The sequence below is a fragment of the Methylobacterium sp. SyP6R genome (genome assembly GCF_019216885.1).
In the GTDB taxonomy this organism is placed as follows: Bacteria; Pseudomonadota; Alphaproteobacteria; order Rhizobiales; family Beijerinckiaceae; genus Methylobacterium.
In genome coordinates, this window is sequence record NZ_JAAQRC020000001.1 from 2,119,441 (window position 1) to 2,139,472 (window position 20,032).

Below are 20,032 nucleotides of genomic sequence, written 5' to 3' on the forward strand. Positions count from 1 at the left end.
CTCAGCTATGCGGCACGCCCCATCCGCCAACCGGGGGGCGATGCCGCAGGCCGAAGACCGGCGTATGAGGGGCCGATCGACTGGATGCCCCCGGACTCATGCTGCGCCTCGCCCTCTACCAGCCCGACATTCCCCAGAACACCGGCACGATGCTGCGGCTTGCCGCCTGCCTCGGCGTGGCGGTCGAGATCGTCGAGCCGGCGGGGTTCGACGTCTCGGACCGCCACCTGCGCCGCTCGGGCCTCGACTATCTCGACCACGTCGCGATCACCCGCCATCGCTCCTACGCCGCCTTCGATGCCTGGCGGCGGGAGGCCGGGATCCGTCTGGTGCTCGCCACCACCGCCGGCTCGGTGCCCTACACGGCACATACTTTCCGGGACGGCGACTGCCTGATGGTCGGGCGCGAATCGGCCGGGGTGCCGGACGCGGTCCATGCCGATGCGGATGCCCGGGTGACCATCCCGATGCGCGCAGGCATGCGCTCGCTCAACGTGGCGGTGGCGGCCGGGATGATTCTCGGAGAGGGCCTGCGCCAGCTCGGCAGCCTCTGAAATCCCGTTCGCTTCCAGATCCTTGACAGTGGCAGGTCTCGCATCGTCCCACCTTCGACCTCATCCTGAGGTGTCAGTCCATCGAAGATGGGCTGACCTCGAAGGAGGGCTCCAGGAGTCGCGGCGATCTCTGGAGCCCTCCTTCGAGGCCGCTACGCGGCACCTCAGGATGAGGGTGCGGGTGGGATGAGGGGAGATCGATCGGCCCGGCTCTGCGATCTTGGCCTCGGCCCCGCAACGTGGGATGACACACCCCATGACCGACGCCGCTCCCGACATCGCCGCGCTCAAGACCGAGGCGACCGCCTGGTTCTCGACCCTGCGCGACCGCATCTGCGCCGCCCTCGAGCGGATCGAGGAGGAGGCGACCGGCCCGTTCGACCCCGAGGCCGGCGGTCCCGGACGCTTCGAGCGCACGCCCTGGGAGCGCAAGGACCATTCCGGTCTGCCGGGCGGCGGCGGCACCATGGCGATGCTGCGCGGCCGGGTGTTCGAGAAATGCGGCGTCCACGTCTCGGCGGTGCATGGCGAGTTCGCCCCCGAGTTCCGCGGCCAGATTCCCGGGGCGGCGGAGGATCCGCGCTTCTTCGCCACCGGCATCTCGCTGATCGCCCATCCGTGGAACCCGCACGTGCCGACCGTGCACATGAACACCCGCTTCGTGGTGACGACGAAGACGTGGTTCGGCGGCGGGGCCGACCTGACCCCGGTCCTCGACCGACGGCGCACGCAGGACGACCCCGACACGGTCGCGTTCCACGCCGCCTTCGAGGCGGCCTGTGCCAGGCACCCGGCCGCCGATTACGCCCGCTACAAGGCCTGGTGCGACGAGTATTTCCACCTCAAGCACCGCAACGAACCCCGCGGCATCGGCGGCATCTTCTACGATTACCACTGGACCGGCGATCCGGCCGCCGACCTCGCCCTCACCCGCGAGGTCGGGAACGCCTTCCTGGGCATCTATCCCGAGATCGTGCGGCGGAACCTCGCCACGCCCTGGACCGAGGCCGACCGCCACGAGCAGCAGGTGCGCCGCGGCCGCTACGTCGAGTTCAACCTGCTCTACGACCGCGGCACGATCTTCGGCCTGAAGACCGGCGGCAACGTCGCGTCGATCCTGTCGTCGATGCCGCCGACGGTGCGCTGGCCGTAAAAGACTCGCGGTGAAGCCCCTCCCCGATCTCGCCGCCGTCGTCCTGTGGATGGCCGGCGCCCTTCTGTCGTTCTCGGCCACCGCCATCGCCGTGCGAGAACTGGCGCCGGCACTCGGCCTGTTCGACATCCTGGCGGCCCGGGCGGCGGCCGGGGTGGCGATCGTCGGGGCGGTCGCGCTCCTGCGCCGCCGGCCGCTGGCGGCCCGGCGCATGAGGCTGCATCTCGCCCGCAACCTCGTCCATTGGGGCGGCAACTACGCCTGGTCCTACGGCGTCACGCTGCTGCCGCTCGCGGTCGTCTTCGCGCTCGAATTCACCACGCCGGCCTGGGTCACGCTGCTCGCGGTGCTGATCCTGCGCGAGCGGCTGACCGCGAGCCGGGTCGCGGCGGTGGCCCTCGGCTTTCTCGGCGTGCTGGTGGTACTGCGGCCCGGCGTCGCCGCGTTGCAGCCGGCGAGCCTCGTGGTGCTCGCCGCCGCCGTGATGTTCGCGCTGACGGCGGTCGCCACCAAGGCGCTGACCCGGACCGAGAGCGTGCTGTCGATCCTGTTCTGGATGAACCTGATCCAGTTGCCGCTCAACCTCGTGGCCGGCCGGATCTATCCGGCCGTGCCGGCCCACGCCTTCGAGGGGCGCCACGCGTTGGCGCTGGCGATCCTGTGCATCGCCGGGCTCACCTCGCATTGGTGCCTGACCAGCGCCTACCGGCGCGGCGACGCCATCCTGGTCATGCCGCTCGATTTCCTGCGCATCCCGCTGATCGCGGTGCTCGGCTGGCGCTTCTACGGCGAGCCGCTCGATCCGTGGCTGTTCGTCGGGGCCGGGCTGATCGTCGGCGGCATCGTCTGGAACCTCGCCGCGGAGGCGCGGCGACAGGCCCCGGCGGTCCAGGCCGAAGGGGCTTGACCGCGGGGCGCCGTGGCGCGTTGATCGGCGCCATGCTGTTGTCCTTCTTCACCGAGCTGCGCGCCGCCAAGGTCCCGGTCTCGCTGCGCGAGTACCTGACCCTGCTCGAGGCCCTCGACCGCGACCTCGCCGACCAGCGGGTGGAGGATTTCTATTACCTCGCCCGCACCGCCCTGGTGAAGGACGAGCGCAACCTCGACAAGTTCGACCGGGTGTTCGGCCGCGTCTTCAAGGGCGTGGTCACGGTCGGCGAGGCGGTGGAGCCGCAAGCCATCCCCGAGGAATGGCTGCGCAAGCTGGCGGAAAAATACCTGACCGAGGAGGAGCGGGCGCAGCTCCAGGCGCTCGGCTGGGACAAGCTGTTCGAGACTCTCAAGGAGCGGCTGGCCGAGCAGAAGGGGCGCCACCAGGGCGGCTCGAAATGGATCGGCACCGGGGGCACCTCGCCGTTCGGCGCCTACGGCTACAACCCGGAAGGCATCCGCATCGGCCAGGACGGCAACCGCAACTTCCGCGCGGTGAAGGTCTGGGATCAGCGCACCTTCAAGGACCTGGACGATTCGGCCGAACTCGGGTCGCGCACCATCCGCTTGGCGCTCCGCCGCCTGCGCCGCTTCGCCCGCACCGGGGCGGCGGAGGAACTCGACCTCGACGGCACGATCCGCGAGACCGCCCGTCACGGCACCCTCGACCTCCAGCTTCGGCCGGAGCGCCGCAACGCCGTCAAGGTGCTGCTGTTCCTCGACGTCGGCGGCTCGATGGACTGGCATGTGGAGCTGGCCGAGCAGTTGTTCTCGGCCGCCCGCTCGGAGTTCAAGCACTTCGAGCATTTCTACTTCCACAACTGCCTGTACGAAAAGGTCTGGAAGGAGAACCGCCGACGCCACACCGAGGGCACGCCGCTCCTCGACGTGATCCGCACCTATCCATCCGATTACCGGGTGGTGTTCGTCGGGGATGCCGCGATGTCGCCCTACGAGATCGCGATGGCGGGCGGCTCGGTCGAGCACTGGAACGAGGAGGCCGGCAAGGTCTGGCTCGAGCGGGTGCTGAACCACTTCCCGAAGGTGGCCTGGCTCAACCCGGTGCCGCAGGCGCAGTGGAACTACACGCAGTCGAACGCGATGATCCGGCAGATTTTTTCGGACCGGATGTACCCGCTTACGCTGGAGGGGATCGATCAGGCGACGCGGGCGCTGTTGCGGTAGGGATCATGGGCGTTCCAGGATTTACGCGCGGCGGAGATGTCCTGAATAAAGAAGTAGCGCGGGCTTTCTCCTCTCCCCGCGGGCGGGGAGAGGCCTGAGCTCCGAAGGGGCTCAGGGAGCCCGAAGGGCGGGGGTGAGGGGGTATTTCAGGATGTGGCTCCTTCGGAAACACCCCCTCACCCTCGCTTCGGCTGCGCCTCCGCTCGCTGCGTCTCCTGAACGGAGACACAGCCCTCTCCCCGCCCGCGGAGAGAGGGGGAAACCCGCGCCTTTTTCTGTCCGCCGAGAGTCCATGACGACCGAAGGCGGTACCGGTCGATGTCCCACCCTTACCCCCGCGTCGTCAGCAGCACACCGGCCCCGATCGCCAGGATGGCGCCGACGTGGAGAGCATCGGGCACCTCGCCGAGGACGGGAATCGCGAGAAGCGTCGCGATCACCGGCACGAGCGCGGTGAAGGCCGGGGTGCGCCGGCCGATGAGCGCCAGGGAGCGGTTGAAGGCGATGAGCGCCACGACGCTCACCAGCACGCCCTGGTAGACGGCCTGGATCGCCACCTCCGCCGGTGGCGCCTCGAGAAGGTGCGACAGGCCCGAGGCGAGGTAGAGCGGGATATAGGTGACGAGCGAGCCGACGCAGATCAGCGCCGTCGCCTCCAGCGCCGTCAGGCGCGAGCGGCGCATCCGCACCGTGCCGGCGGCCCACAGGAAGGCGGCAGTGAGGAGAAGCCCGTAGCCGAACAGTTCGTCGGAATCGCGAAAGCCGCCCGCCAGGGTGAGCGCCCCGGCGGCGATCAGCCCGAGGCCGGCCAGCGCCAGGCGGCCCGGCCGGTCGCCCAGCAGCAGCACGCCGAGGAGGGCGGCGAAGAGCGGCATCGTGCCGGGCGTGAGCGCCGCGCCGTGGCCGGCGGGCGCGTAGCGGAGCGCGACCGAGATCAGGAGCGCGAAGGGCGCGCCCTGCGCCACGTACAGGATGGCGCCGTCGATGAAGGCTCTCCGGTCGAGGCCGCGCAGGCGCAACAGCAGCACCGGCAGCAGCAGCAGGCCGCCGATGCCGAAGCGGAGCGCCACGAGGTCGGCGGGCCCGAGCACGCCCCCCGCCCCCACCGTGCGCCGGGTGACGACGAACCAGCCGCCCCACAGGCTGATGGCAAGCAGCGCGAAACCGACGCCCGCGGCGAGGCGCCGGCCGGCGGGAGCCTCGATCGCGGCCGCCCCCGAACGCTCGGGCGTCACGAGGCCTGCGCCGCGGATGCGGGCTCCCGGTCGTCGGCGAGCTGAAGCCGGTGTAGCCGCGCATAGGTGCCGCCCCGGGCGATCAGGGCCGCGTGGGTGCCGGTCTCGGCGATCCGGCCGCCCTCCATCGCGACGATCAGGTCGGCGTCGCGCACCGTCGACAGGCGGTGGGCAATGACCAGCGTGGTGCGGCCCCGCATCAGCCGGGTCAGCGCCGCCTGGACCAGCTGCTCGGATTCGGCGTCGAGCGCCGAGGTCGCCTCGTCGAGGAGCAGGATCGGCGCGTCGCGTAAGAAAGCCCGGGCGAGCGCGATGCGCTGGCGCTCGCCGCCCGACAGCCGGTTGCCCGCGGGCCCGACCCGGAAATCGTAGCCCTCCGCCCGCGCCGTGATGAAGCCGTGGGCGGCTGCAGCCTCGGCCGCCGCCTCGATCTCGTCCCGGCTCGCACCCTCGCGGCCGAAGGCGATGTTTTGCGCGATCGTGTCGTCGAACAGGACCACCTCCTGCGACACCACCGCGACGGCGCGCCGGAGCGAGGCCAGGGTCACGTCGCGCACGTCCTGGCCATCGATTCGGACCTCGCCCTCGGTCACGTCGTAGAGCCGCGGCACCAGGGACAGGAGCGTCGACTTGCCCGAGCCCGAGCGGCCGACCAACGCCGTGGTGCGGCCCGCCGGCACGACGAGATCGATGCCCTCGAGCGCCGGGGCGTCGTCATGATAGCGGAAGCGCACGCCCTCGAACCGGATCTCGCCGCCGGCGACCTCCAGGACCGGCGCCCCCGGCTTCTCCCGGATCGTCGGCGCCTCGTCCATCAGCGCGAAGGTGCGCGAGAGGGCGGCGAGCGCCTCCTGCAGGATGGCGTTGAGGTTGCCGAGCGCCCGGGCCGGCTGGGCGGCGAGCAGGAGCGCCGCGACGTAGCCGGTGAAGTCGCCGACGCTCTTCTCGCCCGACAGGATGCGGTGGCCGATGAAGGCGAGCACGCCCGCGACCGCGAGGCCGCCGCCGATCTCCAGCAGCGGGTCGAGCCGCCCGCGGGCATTGGCGGCCTTCATCTTCAGGCGGCGCACCTCGTCGAGGGCGTCGCGGGTGCGGCCCTTGAGATAGCCTTCGAGGCCGTAGGTCTTGGCGACCCGGATTCCGGCCAGGCTCTCGCTGATCAGGCTCGCGGTGAGACCGACCTGCTCCTGCGTCGAGGTCGAAACGCGGCGCAGCTTCTTGCCGATCCGGGCGATCGGCCCGGCAACGAACGGCACCGTCACCCCGGCGACGATCGTCAGCCAGGGGTCCATCCAGATCATCGCGCAGACGAGCGCGATCAGCATCGCCACGTCGCGCAGGAGCACGGTGGAGATCCGCGTCAGCGCCTCCTTGATGAAGGCGAAGTCGGTGGTGAAGCGCTGCGTGAGGCTCGCCGGGCTCTCGCGGCCGAGCTGGGCCAGGTCCTGCTCGATCATGTGGCCGTAGAGTGCCGCCTGCATGTCGGCCTCGATCCGGGTGACGACCCGGTTGGTCAGCACCGTCTGGCCGAGCAGTGCGAAGCCGCGGACGGCCGTGACGGCGATCACCAGGACGGGGCCGTAGGCGAGCGCCCCGGCATCCTTGGCGTCGAAGGCGTCGAAGGCGGCCTTGATCAGCGTCGGGTAGAAGCCGGTGGCGACGCCGATCACCGCGATCAGCACCAGCACGATGGCGAGGGTACCGGCATGCGGGCGCAGCCAGTCGCGCCACAGCCGGAGGAGCAGCGGCAGCATGTCGCCGGAGAGGAGGGGGCGCCGCGCCATGATGCTCGCTTCGTCCGTGGGGTGGGACGGTGGCGCTAGCACGGGGGTCGGGGGGCGGCAATTCGGGGCGGCGCGCGGCAGGCTTGCGGCGGCGGGCCTAGTGCATCATCGCCAGCGCCGCGTGGATCACGGTCGCGCCGCCGATCGGCGCCATGAACCACAGCAGCACGTTGAGGACGATGATCCAGATCAGTGTCCGCTCCTGGCGCCCGGTGAGCCGGGGCTGGGGCGGGCGCGGCGGCGGCTCCCAGGGCGGCCGCCATCCCCCCTCGACGAACATCGGCGCCTCCGCGCTGGCCTGCACCCGTTTGAGCTAGGGGCGCTGGCCGGGGCAGACAGTGCGGCGTGTTGTGCCGGCCCAAGGCACACGACATGGGGCACACGACATAGGTTTCTGGTTGCGTCGCCAGTCCCACCAGCGACCTCATCCTGAGGTGTCAGTCCATCGGTGATGGACTGACACCTCAGGATGAGGTCGCTGGTGGGAAATGCCTGGCGATCGCGAGCGTCGCACCAGCCGTCTACCGTGTGCCAAGCAAGCCGGAGGGCCGCCTCTCACCCCTTGGCGCGCATCAGCCGCGCCTTGTCGCGCTGCCAGTCGCGCTCCTTGGCCGTCTCGCGCTTGTCGTGGAGCTTCTTGCCCCGCCCGAGCCCCAGCTCGACCTTCGCCCGGCCTTGCTCGTTGAAGTAGATCTTCAGCGGCACCACCGTGTACCCCTCGCGCTGGGTCGCGCCGATGAACTTGTCGATCTGGCGCCGGTGCAGCAGCAGGCGGCGGGGCCGCTTGGTGTCGTGGTTGAAGCGGTTCGCCTCGAGATATTCGGGGATGTAGGCGTTGAACAGCAGGAGGTCGTTGCCGGAGGGGCCGGCGAAGGCCTCGCCGATCGTCGCCTTGCCGCCGCGCAGGGACTTCACCTCGGTGCCCGTCAGCGCGATGCCCGCCTCGACCGTGTCGGTGATCTCGTAGTTGAAGCGCGCCTTCCGGTTGTCGGCGACGACGCGGTTCTTCGACTCGGGTTTCTTGGCCATCGGGCGGCGGAGGTCCTCGGGAGGCGGGCGGCGGGAGCCGCAAGGGGCTCCCGGCGTAGATAGGGTCGGCTTCAGCCGTTGGTGAGGCCGGCGTGGCGCATCGCACCGTCGACGAGGGCGCGGGTCGCCTCGCCCACCGGCACCATCGGCAGGCGCAGCTCCTCGCGCATCAGTCCGAGACGGGCGAGCGCGTACTTTGTCGGCGCCGGGCTGGTCTCGGAAAAGAGGTGGGTGTGGAGCGGCATCAGCCGGTCCTGGAGACCGAGAGCGGTGCGGAAATCCCCCGCGAGGCAGGCCTCCTGGAAGTCGGCGCAGAGGCGCGGCGCGACGTTCGAGGCCACCGAGATGGTGCCGTGGCCGCCATGCGCCATGAATCCCAAGGCGGTCGCATCTTCGCCAGAAAGTTGGACGAAGTCTTCGCCCATGGCTTGGCGCTGGAGGCTGACCCGGGCCACGTTGGCGGTGGCGTCCTTCACCCCGGCGATGTTCGGCAGCTCGTAGAGCCGCTTCATGGTGTCGACGCTCATGTCGACGATCGACCGACCGGGGATGTTGTAGATCAGGATGGGAATGCCGACCGCATCGTTGACCGCCTTGAAGTGCTGGTACAGCCCTTCCTGCGTCGGCTTGTTGTAGTAGGGCGTGACGATGAGCAGCGCGTCCGCCCCGGCCTTCTCCGCATGACGGGACCGCTCGATCGCCTCCGCGGTGGAGTTGGAGCCGGCGCCGGCCACCACCGGCACCTTGCCGGCCGCTTCGTCGATGCAGGCCTCGACCACCCGGTCGTGCTCGGCGTGGCTGAGCGTCGGGCTCTCGCCGGTGGTGCCGGTCGGCACCAGTCCGTGGGTGCCGTTCTCGATCTGCCAGGCCACGAAGGCCCGGAAGGCGTGCTCGTCGAACGCGCCGTCGCGGAACGGCGTCACCAGGGCGGTGAGCGAGCCCCTCAGGCGCTGCGAGATTGGCGTCGACGTCATGCTGGCGTTCCTCGCCCGGTCGGGGCGGCGCCCCCGGGAAATCTGGTTGGGAGGCCGGCCCGCATGAGGGTCACCAAGGGAACCACCATCGGGGGACCAACGCGGCCGTCCGGCGTTCGACACATAGGGCCTCGGGCGCCCTTGCGCAAACGCTCCGGCCCCGGCCCACGGCCGTCTTCCGGGCACGCGGGCGCCGTGTGCGCGGACTTCGCGCGCGAACGCGCCGGCGCCCGCACACGTTCCGCGACCGCCCGGCGCCAGGGTTAATCGCTTCTTAACGCGGCGCTCCCACCATGGGGCGTCCGGTCATTCGAGCTTCACAGGGGAACGGGAACCATGCTGCTCTCGCCTCGACGGCGCCGCCTCGCGGTCCTCGCCCTCACGGTGTCCGGCGCCGCGCTGACCTCGCTGACGGCGCTCGGCGGCTCGACGGTCGCTCCTCCGCCCGCCGACGCGGCGATGCCGGCCCGCGCGGTCGAGCGGACCGGCGAGGACGGCTTTTCGCAGGCCGAGGGCTTCGTCCCGTCCACAGCTTTCACGCCGGCCGACGGCGCCGCCCCGGCGGACGGCCTGCGCCGGAACGCGGCCGCCGGCGAGGCGCGGTTGCCCGCGACCGCCGCCGCCTTCGCCGCCGCCGATCCGGAAGCGCCGCTCCCCTTCCCCGCCCCGGACGCGGCGATCAACCCGCCCGCCCCGGTTCCGACCGTTCCCGATCCCGGCCGCCCGGTTCTCGGCACCGAGGTCGACGGGCCGGCGCTCCGCGGCGCGGTCGAGGCCTATCGGCGCGGCCAGGTCGGCGAGGGCGACCGGATCCGCGACGGGCTCAAGGACCCGGCCGCCCGCGCCCTGCTCGACTGGGTGGCGATCCGGGCCGGGGCCGGCATCGGCTTCGAGCGCACCGTGGCGTTCATCCGCGACAATCCGGACTGGCCGGTCGGCGCCATGGTCCGGCGCCGCGCCGAGGAGGCCCTGCTCTCGCAGCGCAAGTCCCCGTCCGTGGTACGGGCCTATTTCGCCGCGCGCCGGCCGCAGAGCGCGCCGGGCAAGTTCGCCCTGGCGCTCGCCTTCAAGGCCGACGGCCTGTCCGAGGACGCCGCCGGCCTCGCCCGCGATCTGTGGCGCGAGGACACGTTCGGCCGCACCCTCGAGTTGAAGGTCCTCGACGCCTTCCCGGGCATCATCGGCGAGATCGATCACCGCTACCGCATGGAGCGGGCGCTGATGAAGGAGGACTGGGACACCGCCGGCCGCGCCGCCGCTTACGCCGGCAAGGCCTACGGCACCCTGGTGCGGGCCCGCCGCGCCGTCGAGGCCAAGGCGTCGAATGCGGGGGCGACCCTCGACGCCGTGCCGCCGAGCCTGCGCCAGGATTCCTCCTACCTGTTCTCCCGCGCCCAGTACCTGCGCCGCCTCGACAAGCCGGCGGAGGCCGCCGCGGTGATCGCCCAGGCGCCGCGCAACCCCGAGGTGCTGGCCGATCCCGACGAGTGGTGGATCGAGCGCCGCATCGTCGCCCGCAAGCTCCTCGATGCCGGCGACGCGAAGACGGCTTATGCGGTCGCCGCCAACCACAGCGCCCGCTCGGTCGAGAAGCGCATCGAGGCCGAGTTCCATGCCGGCTGGATCGCTTTGCGCTTCCTGCACGAGGCGACCCTCGCGGCGACGCATTTCGCCGCCGCCGCCGCCATCGCCGAGACGCCGATCTCGGTGGCGCGGGCCGCCTACTGGCAGGGCCGCGCCGCCGAAAGCCTGGGCCAGACGATCGAGGCGCGGGCCTTCTACGAGCGCGCGAGCGCGCAGCCGATCGCCTATTACGGCCAGCTCGCCCGGGCGAAGCTCGGCCAGGGCTCCCTGGCCCTGCGCCCCTGCAGCACCCTCACCGAGACCGCCCGCACCGCCTTCGAGAACCGCAACGCCGTCCGGGCCCTGCGCCTGCTGGCGGCGGCCGGGATCAAGGAGCTGATGCTGCCGCTCTACATGGATTTCGCCCAGCGCCTGACAGACCCGGCCGAGCTGAACGCGCTCGGCGACGTCGCGATGTCGTTGAACGATCCCCGGGCGCTCGTGGCGATCGGCAAGACCGCGGTCCAGCGCGGCCTGCCGCTCGACCGCCACGCCTATCCGACCAACGGCATCCCGACCTACGAGGCCTCCTCGGCCGTGCCGCAGGTCGAGCGCGCCATGGTCTTCGCCATCGCCCGGCAGGAGAGCCAGTTCGACCCGCGGGCGCAATCGAGCGTCGGCGCGCGCGGCCTGATGCAGATGATGCCGGCGACGGCCCAGCGCACTGCCCGCCGGGTCAGCGCCGCCTTCGACACCGACCGCCTGACCAGCGACCCCGCCTACAATGCCCGCCTCGGCCAGGCCCATCTCGGCGAGCTGATGGAGGATTGGCGCGGCTCCTACATCCTCGCCTTCGCCGCCTACAATGCGGGCGGCGGCAACGTGAAGAAGTGGATCGACGCCTATGGCGATCCCCGCAACCCGGGCGTCGATCCGGTCGACTGGGTCGAGCGCATCCCCTTCACCGAGACCCGCAACTACGTCCAGCGGGTGACCGAGAATCTGCAGGTCTACCGCAACCGCCTGGCGGAGGCCGGGGATGGGCGAAGTGCGCTGCTGATCGCGGATGATCTGAAGCGTGGGGCGCGGTGAGGCGCTTCCGATCGCAGAGGTCGATGGGCAGAACCCACCCGGGCAGGCGGGAGCGAGACCGATCGGGCAGGACGCCGGAATCCGGTCGCCTTCGGCAAGGCGCTTCACTGTAACGGTTCCTGGCGAAGACTGTGCCCCTCAGTCACCGTGGGGCGTCCGGAGCCCGTCTTCGCCGTCCTGTCATCAGTGACGCTTGCGATCGATGCCGATGCACCGGTCGGAACCGCTGCATCGGCAGTGCAACCTTTACTGAGGCTTGACTGCGACAGCGGTGAAGGGACCGAACCCGACCTTCGGGTCCATGGGATCGCTCAACGGACCCGGCCACGTCACGTCGGGACAGATCAAAGATTTTTGATTGCGGTCTTGAGGTCCATCGGAGGCGAAAGCGGAAAAGTCCGCGGCCGGCACAGCCGATCCTGCTTTTCGCTTCAGCACTTTCGTGACGACGGCCCGAGCGACCTGATTTCCGAGCGCGATTCCCGTATCCGCGTCAAAGATATAATGGACACCCATGGTCAATCGGCTATCAGCGTTCTCTCGTTCCGCACAAGTCATCGTCATGATGCGATCTTGGCAGAATTTCTTGCTTGTAAACCGATCAGTGATATTCCCATTTTCGTCTTTGCCGCACCGCACATAATTGAGTGCATCTTTATTCGACCCGTTGAATTCGTCCGAGACAAATTTGAATTGCCCGCCGGGCTCGTAGAATTGCCTGAGAACGCCGAACAAGGCTCCGCCGAAGCTGGCGTGACCGGATGGATATGCGGGAAATGGAGGAGTGATGTTCAGTCCGCCATCGGAATTGCTGACCTGCGCACCGAGCGGAAACCATTGCGACGGAAAGCTGTCCGACGAGTCGTTGAGCTGCGCCTGACGGATGACCGTTACAGGGCGAGCCACTTGGTAATGATATTTTGCTTCCCAAGCTGCGATCGCCGCATCCGCCATCGCGATGTTGACCAATGCATAGAGGTGCAGAAGGTCGACGGTTTCGGTCATTTGAACGCCTGGACGCAATTGGATCGGCGTAAAATCAGCTCCGGACGGCATATTTGATGATTCGATGACTGCATCGACGATTTGATTGTACAAGCGAGGTGGCGCGCACAAGCCGGCAGTGCCGTCGTAAGCCCAGAACTGTGCGATGCTCCTGCCATCCCGGTACTTTTCCGCCAGCTCGCGGTTGCCTTTGGCATCGTAGAGCGGCTCGGCCGCCCACTCATACACGGCATCGAGCGACGGAATCGTCGATCGGGCGTCGGAAAGCGTCAATTTGGATTCGAGCAACTTGTTCTTGACAGTGTCCGCGATCGGACCGGGGCGCAGCGATGCGGCCGTCTCAAGCGCGAACGGACGGACTTCCTTCCAGTATGCGCCAAGGGCAGTCTGGATTTTCGAGACCGGGTCCGGAGACCATTGCGCCGGCGGCAGCTTTCCGTCGACCGGATTGATCTGAGGGGTTTTTGCCGATCCGAATTGGGGTTCGGTGAGCTTTGAGCCGTCATCCTCCCGTAATGCCCTGATACGCTGAGCGACGGAGCTTCCGATACGAGCACCCTCTTGGTAATCGGCCGAATTTATACCTAGTATCTCCGCGGCACACTGACGATAACTTTTGAGGTTGAAGTCATATATTCCGAGATTGATATCTTCGAGATTTTTACAGTCGATGGGAGGTAATGCAATCCGGGAATTGATCAACCCGGGGTAAAGCCATGCAAGAACCTCGTAGGCCGCCTGATGGATCGCGGCCGCGGTCTTTTTGTCTGACGGCACTCCGTGAACAGGCGGCTCGATGAAGCTATCCAGGCCAGCTCCATATATCATGCTGTCGTAGGCACCGGAATAAACGTTCGCAGCCTCGAACATCGCGAGATGGACGAGCGCCATCGCTCGGCTGGATCGATGCGGGCCAACTTGCTGGTAATAGGTGACGGGGCCTGCGACGATACCTGGCACGTGATCGACAGAGGTTGCATCGAGAGACACGTGATGCCAGAATCTAAAATAATCATTTGCGCCTGGCGTCTGTGTTTTGTTGCCTGGCGCCAAAATGGAGAGCTGAAGTAGGGAGTTGATCGAAGCAGGAGTGGACAATTTTGCAATCGTCTGGGCGATATCTGCTCTGGCGACAAAATTATTGGTTAGATTTTGCGGCGTGAACGTGTCCAACGTCAGATTGTTGCCCGACCCCGGCAATTTGAGCCTGGTAGTTTTGGCTTGGTCGGCCTTGATCGCAGTCGGGTCCCTGCGCCCAGCCGTTGCGCCGAAGATACGATTGAACTCGGCGTAGCTTTCCGGTGTCAGAGGCTGAGTTTGCGATCTGGCTTCGGCAGTTGCGCCTACGACGATGACACAGGCAATGATGGTCGACAGCCGCATTGGAAGTCTCCCTCACCGTTTATTTCGCTTCGATTAAGCGATTGGCCGCCAAATCATACGGTTATGAATGGTTGGTTCGCAATCAAAAAATCACGTTCGAGCGAAATTTATTACGTTTAAATTTTACCGCCTATCTGAGTACAACGATGATACACTATAGTGATTTTTGATATCTCTGCCGCCTGAGCTATGCTATTTCCGAGATTGCGACCGCCGTTTGCATTGTTGTTTTGATATATAGAAATTAGATAGAAAAATAAATTTGTCAAAATTTTCTTTTTATAAATTAAATATCAAAAATCTATACTTTTGTGTCGCTTAATGGAAGAAATAATAACGCGACTATTCATGAGCCCTCGGCGTGAGCGACCGGCACCGACGTTGTGGCTCGGCAAGGGGAGGATAGTGCTGCACTTCTTGACGAACGGCTCCGCTGGGGGACGGCCATCGGCTTACCCCTCGATCCGAGCCGCCCAGTCATCATCGCCTCGATGGAGACGGCCGCGTCGTCCGTCGCCTGGACTTCAGCGGACTTTCGACCGAATACGCCCTTTCGTGGCTCGCCGCTAACACGCCGCGCCGTACCGCTCCCCCTCGAAATCGAGGTGCAGGTAGTCTGGCGCGAACCGGGCCACCCCCGTCAGGGCATCGATGTTCGGAATCGCCAGAACCTTGTCCCGCCAGTCGATCAGGCCGGACAGGCGCAGCTCGCGCAAGGTCCGGTTGACGTGCACCGCCGAGAGCCCGAGCGCATCGGCGAGCTCGACCTGGGTGATCGGCAACTCGCAGCGGCCGTCCTTCGCCCGGCCGACGGCCTGTTGCCGGAAATATACCTCGCAGAGCAGGTGGGCGACGCGCTCCAGCGCCGTGCGCCGGCCGATATTGACCAGCCATTCGCGGTGAATCGCCGCCGTCACCAGGACCTCCCACCACAGGGCCCGGGTCAGGCGCGGGTCGGCGTTCAGCATCGTCTGAAGCAAATCGCGGGAGATCTTGGCGACCGCCACCGGGGTGAGCGTACCCAGCGCGTGGTCCATCCGGCGCAGGAGGAAGATGTTGAGGTCGCACAGGTCGCCCGGCAGCAGGAACGACATGATCTGGCGGCCGCCATCGGCGAGCTGCTTGTAGCGGCAGACCCAGCCGCCGAGGATCAGGTTGACGTCGGTCGGCTCCTCGCCCTCGGCGATGATGTCCTGGTGCGTGTCGTAATTGACGATCCGGGCGGTGGCGGCCTGCTGCAGGAGGCTCTTGTCCGCGTCGCTCAGGCGGGTGAACCGTTCGAGCTTCCGGATCAGCGGATTCATCGTGCCCCCCTTCCGGCCCGCGGCTCGGCAGCGCGAGTGTCCTGTCGTTCCCGACGGACAGTTAGTGTCTGTCGCGGCCCAGTAAAGCGCCGGGTCGAGCGCTTACATGCGGCAGCGGCAGGATCGGGGTCCGTCGCCTCACCTCCCGGCCGTTCCGGCCTCCCTCTGGGGGAAGGCGAATCGGCGGTGCGTCGGGAAGGATCGCCGCCCCGCACCTGCCGTTGCGATCCGCATGCGATCGACAGTCGAAACGTCGGCGCTCCGAGCGACGAGGGACCTCTCGTCTGCGGTCGCCTTCGCATGAACTAGGCCGAACGGTCGAGTGTCGGTACCCGACCAGCCTCCTTAGAACCGATCGGCAATCGAGCGCGCGAGCGCCCGGAGGCGGATCCTGCGCGGCGTAGAGCCGGGGTGGACGAGACCGGCCGCTCGGCCGTCCCGCCCACGGAACGACCGCGTCGGGCCCTGGGGAACAGCATGGGCGGCGGCGGCGGCCGTTCGCCGACAAGCCGGGCGAAAACGATGGGGTTCGAGGGCACGGACAGCGCGTGGCACGAGGCGACGCTGGGCCGGACCATGTCGGTGCGCGGACCGGGGCTGCATACCGGCCGGGTCGCCCGGGTGACGCTGAGCCCTGCCCCGGCCGGCCACGGCATACGCTTCGCCGTGCGCTGCCCGCGCTCGGGGATCTCCGCCGATGTGCCGGCCGGCATTGCCGGCTGGGTCGCGAGCCGGATGAGCACCGCCCTCGATATCGGCCAGGGGCGCAAGCTGCGCACCATCGAGCACCTGCTGGCGAGCCTCGCGGCGTGCCGCATCGACAATGCCGCGATCACCGTGCAGGGGACCGAGATCCCGATCCTCGACGGCTCGGCCGCGCGCTGGTGCGCCTTGATCGATGCGGCCGGGCGGGTGGCGCAGGAGCGGCCGCGCGAGGCCTTACGCATCCGCGCGCCCTTCCAGGTCGACGGGCTGCACGGGTTCCTGCGCGCCGAGCCGGCCGACGATTTCAGCGTCGATGTCAGTACCGACCGGCTGCCGGGTTTCGGCGTGCTGCGCTGGTCCGGCCCGATCGACCCCGCCTCGTTCCGGGCCGAGATCGCCGAAAGCCGCAGCTTCGGCAATGCCTCGCTGATCTGGCGCACGCTGCTCAAGACGCGGCTCGCCCGCACGCTCCTGCCGGGTTCGACCCGGGACCGGCTCTGGGCACGCTCCTTCGAGTCCCAGACCGTGCGCGAGAGCGGCCTCGTCCCTGCCCTGGGCCGGCCGGAGCACCGGCGCCCGATCGGCCCGGAGACGGAAGAGCGGATGCACCCGCGCGACCGCGAGCCGCTGCTGCGCGGCGCCCGCCCCGGGCGGGTCGCGATCCTGCTCGGTGGCCGGGTGCTGGGCGGGGCGCGCTTTCCCGACGAGCCGGTGCGGCACAAGATCCTCGACCTCGTCGGCGACCTCGCCCTCGCCGGCCGGCCGATCCTCGGGCGCATCGTGGCGAATTGCCCGACCCATGCGCTTACCTTCGCGTTCCTGAGCGAGCTGATGCGCCATCCGGAATGCTGGGAGGTCGTCCCCCTCGCGGGCGCGTCGGCGGCCGGCACCGCTCGGGATGCCGTCCGCCCAACTTGATTTGGCCGCAAAGGCGAGCGATCGAAGCCCGTCGACGGCCGCGCTCGCGGGCGGCAGGGGAGATCCGAGGCCTCCGCCTTGCCCGCAAGCTTGGGCGTCAGTACGGTCCGGCACCTCCCCCGAGCCGCCCCGTGGCCGTCCCTGTCCGGTCGGAAGACGCCGAAGCTTGCGCACGTATTCACTCGTCCTCGCCTGCCTCGCGGCCCTCGCCGGGCTGCTTCTCGCCACGCCGGAGGCCCGCGCGGTCGAGGCCGTGCGCGTCACCCTCGATTCTCAGGCCATCGACCTGACCCCGGCGATCGAGCGCTACCGCTCGGACGGCGACCTGATCCAGATCTCCACGGCGCCCGGCAAGGACGGCATCGTCCGCCGCATCGCCGTGAAGGCGCGCGAGACCGGGGCGCGGCCGGACTGGATGGTGTTCGCGCTGACCAACGACACCGACGAGCAGATCGACCGCCTTCTCGTGGCCCCGCATTTCCGCCTCGTCGGCTCCGGCGTGGTCTGGCCCGATCTCGGCGGCTCGCGCATCGCCGCCATCACGGCGAGCCAGGGCATCCGCCCCGAGCGCGACGAGAGCCCGGATGCCGACCAGTTCGTCATCACGCTCGATCCCGGCACCACGGTCACCTTCGTGGCGGAGCTGCGCACCCCCAACGTGCCGCAGGTCTATCTCTGGGACCAGGATGCCTACCGCAAGAAGGCGACCGGGCTCACCCTGTACAAGGGCATCATCATCGGCATCGCCGGGCTCCTGGCCCTGTTCCTGACCATCGTGTTCGTGGTCAAGGGCGCCATCATCTTCCCGGCCGCCGCCGCCCTCGCCTGGGCGGTGCTGGCCTATGCCTGTATCGATTTCGGGTTCTTCCAGCGCATCTTCCCGGTGACGGAAGCCGCCGAGCGGATCTACCGCGCGTCGGCTGAGGCCGTGCTCGGTGCGACGCTGCTCGTGTTTCTGTTCGCCTATCTCAACCTCGCCCGCTGGCACGTGCGCTACAGCCACGTCGCGCTGATCTGGCTCCTGTTCCTCGGCGGCCTCGTGGGCCTCGCCGTCATCGATCCGCCGGTGGCGGCGGGCGTGGCGCGCATCTCGATCGCGACGGTGGCGGGAATCGGCCTGCTGCTGGTGGTCTACCTCGCCATCCATAACGGCTACGACCGGGCGATCCTGCTGGTCCCGACCTGGCTCCTGCTGCTCGCCTGGGTGGTGGCGGCGGGCTTCGCCATCACCGGCCAGCTCCACAACGACCTCGTCCAGCCGGCGCTGATCGGCGGCCTCGTGCTGATCGTGATGCTGATCGGCTTCACGGTGCTCCAGCACGCCTTCGCGGGCGGGGGCTTGGGCAACAGCCTCGTCTCCGACACCGAGCGCCGGGCGCTGGCGCTCACGGGTGCCGGCGACGTCGTCTTCGACTGGGACGTGCCGGGCGATCGGGTCTTCGCCGGGCCCGAGATCGAGGGGCAACTGGGCTTGAAGCGCGGGGCGTTGGAGGGGCCGCAGGCGAACTGGCTCTCCCTCCTCCATCCCTTCGACGTCGAGCGCTACTCCGCCGCCCTCGACACGGTGATCGAGGAGCGCCGCGGCCGCATCTCCCAGGATTTTCGCCTGCGCTCGGCGGCCGGCCCCTACTACTGGTTCCGCCTCAAGGCGCGGCCGGTGATCGGCACCGACGGCGAGGTGGTGCGCATCGTCGGCACCATCGCGGACGTGACCGAAGCGAAGATCGCCGAGGAGCGGCTGCTGCACGACGCGGTGCATGACAACCTCACCGGCCTGCCCAACCGCGAGTTGTTCAACGACCGGCTCGACTCGGGCCTCGCGCTGGCGAGCCAGGACCCGCGCCTCAAGCCGACCCTGTTCGTGGTCGACATCGACCGCTTCAAGCAGGTCAACGACGCGATCGGCCTCTCGGCGGGCGATTCGATCCTGCTGACCCTGTCGCGCCGCCTCAACCGGCTCCTGCGGCCGCAAGACACCCTGGCCCGGGTCGCCGGTGACGAGTTCGCGATCATCCTGCTCTCCGAGCGCGATCCCGACCGGATCATTGCGTTTGCCGACAGCATCCGTCGGGCGATCACCACGCCGATCACCTATGCCGACCGCGAGATCTTCCTGACGCCCTCGATCGGCGTCGCCCTGCACGAGGCCGGCGCGGTGGTGAAGCGCGACGACGTGGTCAAGAACGCCGAACTCGCGATGATCAACGGCAAGCGCCAGGGCGGCGACCGGATCGAGGTCTACCGTCCGACCATGCGCTCCGACCGCGGCGAGCGGATGATGCTGGAGAGCGACCTGCGCCGGGCGCTGGAGCGCAACGAGATCAAGGTCCTTTTTCAGCCGATCGTCCGCCTTGAGGACCGCACCGTGGCGGGCTTCGAGACGGTTCTGCGCTGGGACCACCCGCGGCTCGGTCGCGTCGCCCCCCAGGTCTTCCTGCCGATCGCCGAGGAATCCGGCCTCATCGTCAATCTCGGCGTCTTCGCGCTCGAGCGCACCGCCGCCGAACTCGCCGCCTGGCAGCAGGCGCTGGTGGTCGAGCCGCCGATCTTCGCGTCCGTCAACCTGTCCTCGCGCCAGTTGTTGCGCCACGATCTCCTGCACGACGTGAAGACCGTGCTCGCCCGCACCGGCGTCGTCCCCGGCTCGCTCAAGCTGGAGCTGACCGAGGCCCTGGTGATGGAGAACCCGGAATACGCCGCACAGATGCTCGCCCGCATCCACGAGCTCGGCGCAGGGCTCTGCCTCGACGATTTCGGCACCGGCTACTCGGCGCTGACCTACATGCAGCGCTTCCCGTTCGACACGATCAAGATCGACCATTCCTTCGTGCGCCAGATGGCGAACGGCCGCTCCGGCATCCTGCGCTCGATCGTCCGGATGGCGCAGGAACTCGGCCTGGAGATCGTCGCCGAAGGGGCGGAATCCGAGGCCGATGCCCTGGCGCTGGCCGAGATCGGCTGCGACTACGCGCAAGGGTTCGCGTTCGGGGAGCCGATGTCGATCTTGCAGGCGCGGCAGCTGGTGGGGGCGGCGCCGGAGGCGGCGTGAGGATGGCGTTCTGCCTCTTCCGAATCCCATTTATCGGTCAAAACCGTTTGTTCTTGTTCGATGCATAGACACCAACAAGCGCATCGTACGCGATTTTTCTAATGCGCGCCCCGGCAAGGCAGTGTATAATTACATTTGATTTGCACTTGCGGTGCCGTGTAAAGACGGC

General features: G+C 68.3%; 14 protein-coding genes. 7 read left to right on the forward strand and 7 right to left on the reverse strand.

The window, feature by feature from the left end:
• The first annotated feature begins 98 nt into the window (after positions 1–98).
• The 4 genes from HBB12_RS09815 to HBB12_RS09830 all read left to right on the forward strand — a co-directional run bounded on the left by HBB12_RS09815 (position 99) and on the right by HBB12_RS09830 (position 3,822).
• Positions 99–554 (forward strand): tRNA (cytidine(34)-2'-O)-methyltransferase, encoded by a 456-nt coding sequence (locus tag HBB12_RS09815; protein ID WP_236989176.1) that lies wholly within the window; start codon positions 99–101, stop codon positions 552–554.
• A gap of 256 nt (positions 555–810) precedes the next feature.
• Positions 811–1,707 (forward strand): oxygen-dependent coproporphyrinogen oxidase, encoded by an 897-nt coding sequence (hemF, locus tag HBB12_RS09820; protein ID WP_236989177.1) that lies wholly within the window; start codon positions 811–813, stop codon positions 1,705–1,707.
• A 10-nt stretch (positions 1,708–1,717) separates the two neighbouring features.
• On the forward strand, positions 1,718–2,614 hold the full coding sequence (locus HBB12_RS09825; RefSeq protein WP_236989178.1) for a DMT family transporter: 897 nt from the start codon (positions 1,718–1,720) through the stop codon (positions 2,612–2,614).
• A 32-nt stretch (positions 2,615–2,646) separates the two neighbouring features.
• On the forward strand, positions 2,647–3,822 hold the full coding sequence (locus HBB12_RS09830; RefSeq protein WP_236989179.1) for a vWA domain-containing protein: 1,176 nt from the start codon (positions 2,647–2,649) through the stop codon (positions 3,820–3,822).
• Positions 3,823–4,151: 329 nt separating this feature from the next.
• Here the strand turns inward: HBB12_RS09830 and HBB12_RS09835 are convergent, their stop codons facing one another.
• From HBB12_RS09835 to dapA, 5 genes are all read right to left on the reverse strand, one after another.
• Positions 4,152–5,057 (reverse strand): DMT family transporter, encoded by a 906-nt coding sequence (locus HBB12_RS09835; RefSeq protein WP_236989180.1) that lies wholly within the window; start codon positions 5,055–5,057, stop codon positions 4,152–4,154.
• Positions 5,054–6,841, reverse strand: a complete 1,788-nt coding sequence (locus HBB12_RS09840; protein ID WP_236989181.1) for an ABC transporter ATP-binding protein — start codon at positions 6,839–6,841, stop codon at positions 5,054–5,056. Before HBB12_RS09840 ends, HBB12_RS09835 begins: the two co-directional genes overlap by 4 nt.
• 97 nt (positions 6,842–6,938) lie before the next feature.
• Positions 6,939–7,121: a hypothetical protein gene (locus HBB12_RS09845; protein WP_236989182.1), complete on the reverse strand. Its 183-nt coding sequence runs from the start codon at positions 7,119–7,121 to the stop codon at positions 6,939–6,941.
• A 275-nt stretch (positions 7,122–7,396) separates the two neighbouring features.
• Complete coding sequence (smpB, locus tag HBB12_RS09850; RefSeq protein WP_236989183.1) at positions 7,397–7,870, reverse strand: SsrA-binding protein SmpB; 474 nt, start codon at positions 7,868–7,870, stop codon at positions 7,397–7,399.
• Positions 7,871–7,941: 71 nt separating this feature from the next.
• Positions 7,942–8,844: a 4-hydroxy-tetrahydrodipicolinate synthase gene (gene dapA, locus HBB12_RS09855; protein WP_236989184.1), complete on the reverse strand. Its 903-nt coding sequence runs from the start codon at positions 8,842–8,844 to the stop codon at positions 7,942–7,944.
• A gap of 336 nt (positions 8,845–9,180) precedes the next feature.
• On the opposite strand from dapA, the gene HBB12_RS09860 reads away from it, so the two are divergent.
• Positions 9,181–11,499 carry a lytic transglycosylase domain-containing protein gene (locus tag HBB12_RS09860; RefSeq protein ID WP_236989185.1) on the forward strand — a complete coding sequence of 773 codons (2,319 nt, stop codon included), beginning with the start codon at positions 9,181–9,183 and terminating at the stop codon, positions 11,497–11,499.
• A gap of 246 nt (positions 11,500–11,745) precedes the next feature.
• Here HBB12_RS09860 and HBB12_RS09865 read toward each other — a convergent pair whose 3' ends face one another.
• Together HBB12_RS09865 and HBB12_RS09870 are read right to left on the reverse strand one after the other, a co-directional pair.
• Positions 11,746–13,887: a vanadium-dependent haloperoxidase gene (locus tag HBB12_RS09865; protein WP_236989186.1), complete on the reverse strand. Its 2,142-nt coding sequence runs from the start codon at positions 13,885–13,887 to the stop codon at positions 11,746–11,748.
• Between the two features lie 566 nt (positions 13,888–14,453).
• The gene (locus HBB12_RS09870; protein ID WP_236989187.1) at positions 14,454–15,191 is read right to left on the reverse strand and encodes a Crp/Fnr family transcriptional regulator; all 738 of its coding nucleotides are present in this window, start codon (positions 15,189–15,191) and stop codon (positions 14,454–14,456) included.
• Between the two features lie 522 nt (positions 15,192–15,713).
• On the opposite strand from HBB12_RS09870, the gene HBB12_RS09875 reads away from it, so the two are divergent.
• Together HBB12_RS09875 and HBB12_RS09880 are read left to right on the forward strand one after the other, a co-directional pair.
• Positions 15,714–16,814, forward strand: coding sequence for a UDP-3-O-acyl-N-acetylglucosamine deacetylase (locus HBB12_RS09875; protein ID WP_236989188.1), 1,101 nt, complete (start codon positions 15,714–15,716; stop codon positions 16,812–16,814).
• A 166-nt stretch (positions 16,815–16,980) separates the two neighbouring features.
• Positions 16,981–19,863 (forward strand): EAL domain-containing protein, encoded by a 2,883-nt coding sequence (locus tag HBB12_RS09880; protein WP_442919249.1) that lies wholly within the window; start codon positions 16,981–16,983, stop codon positions 19,861–19,863.
• Positions 19,864–20,032: the final 169 nt, after the last annotated feature.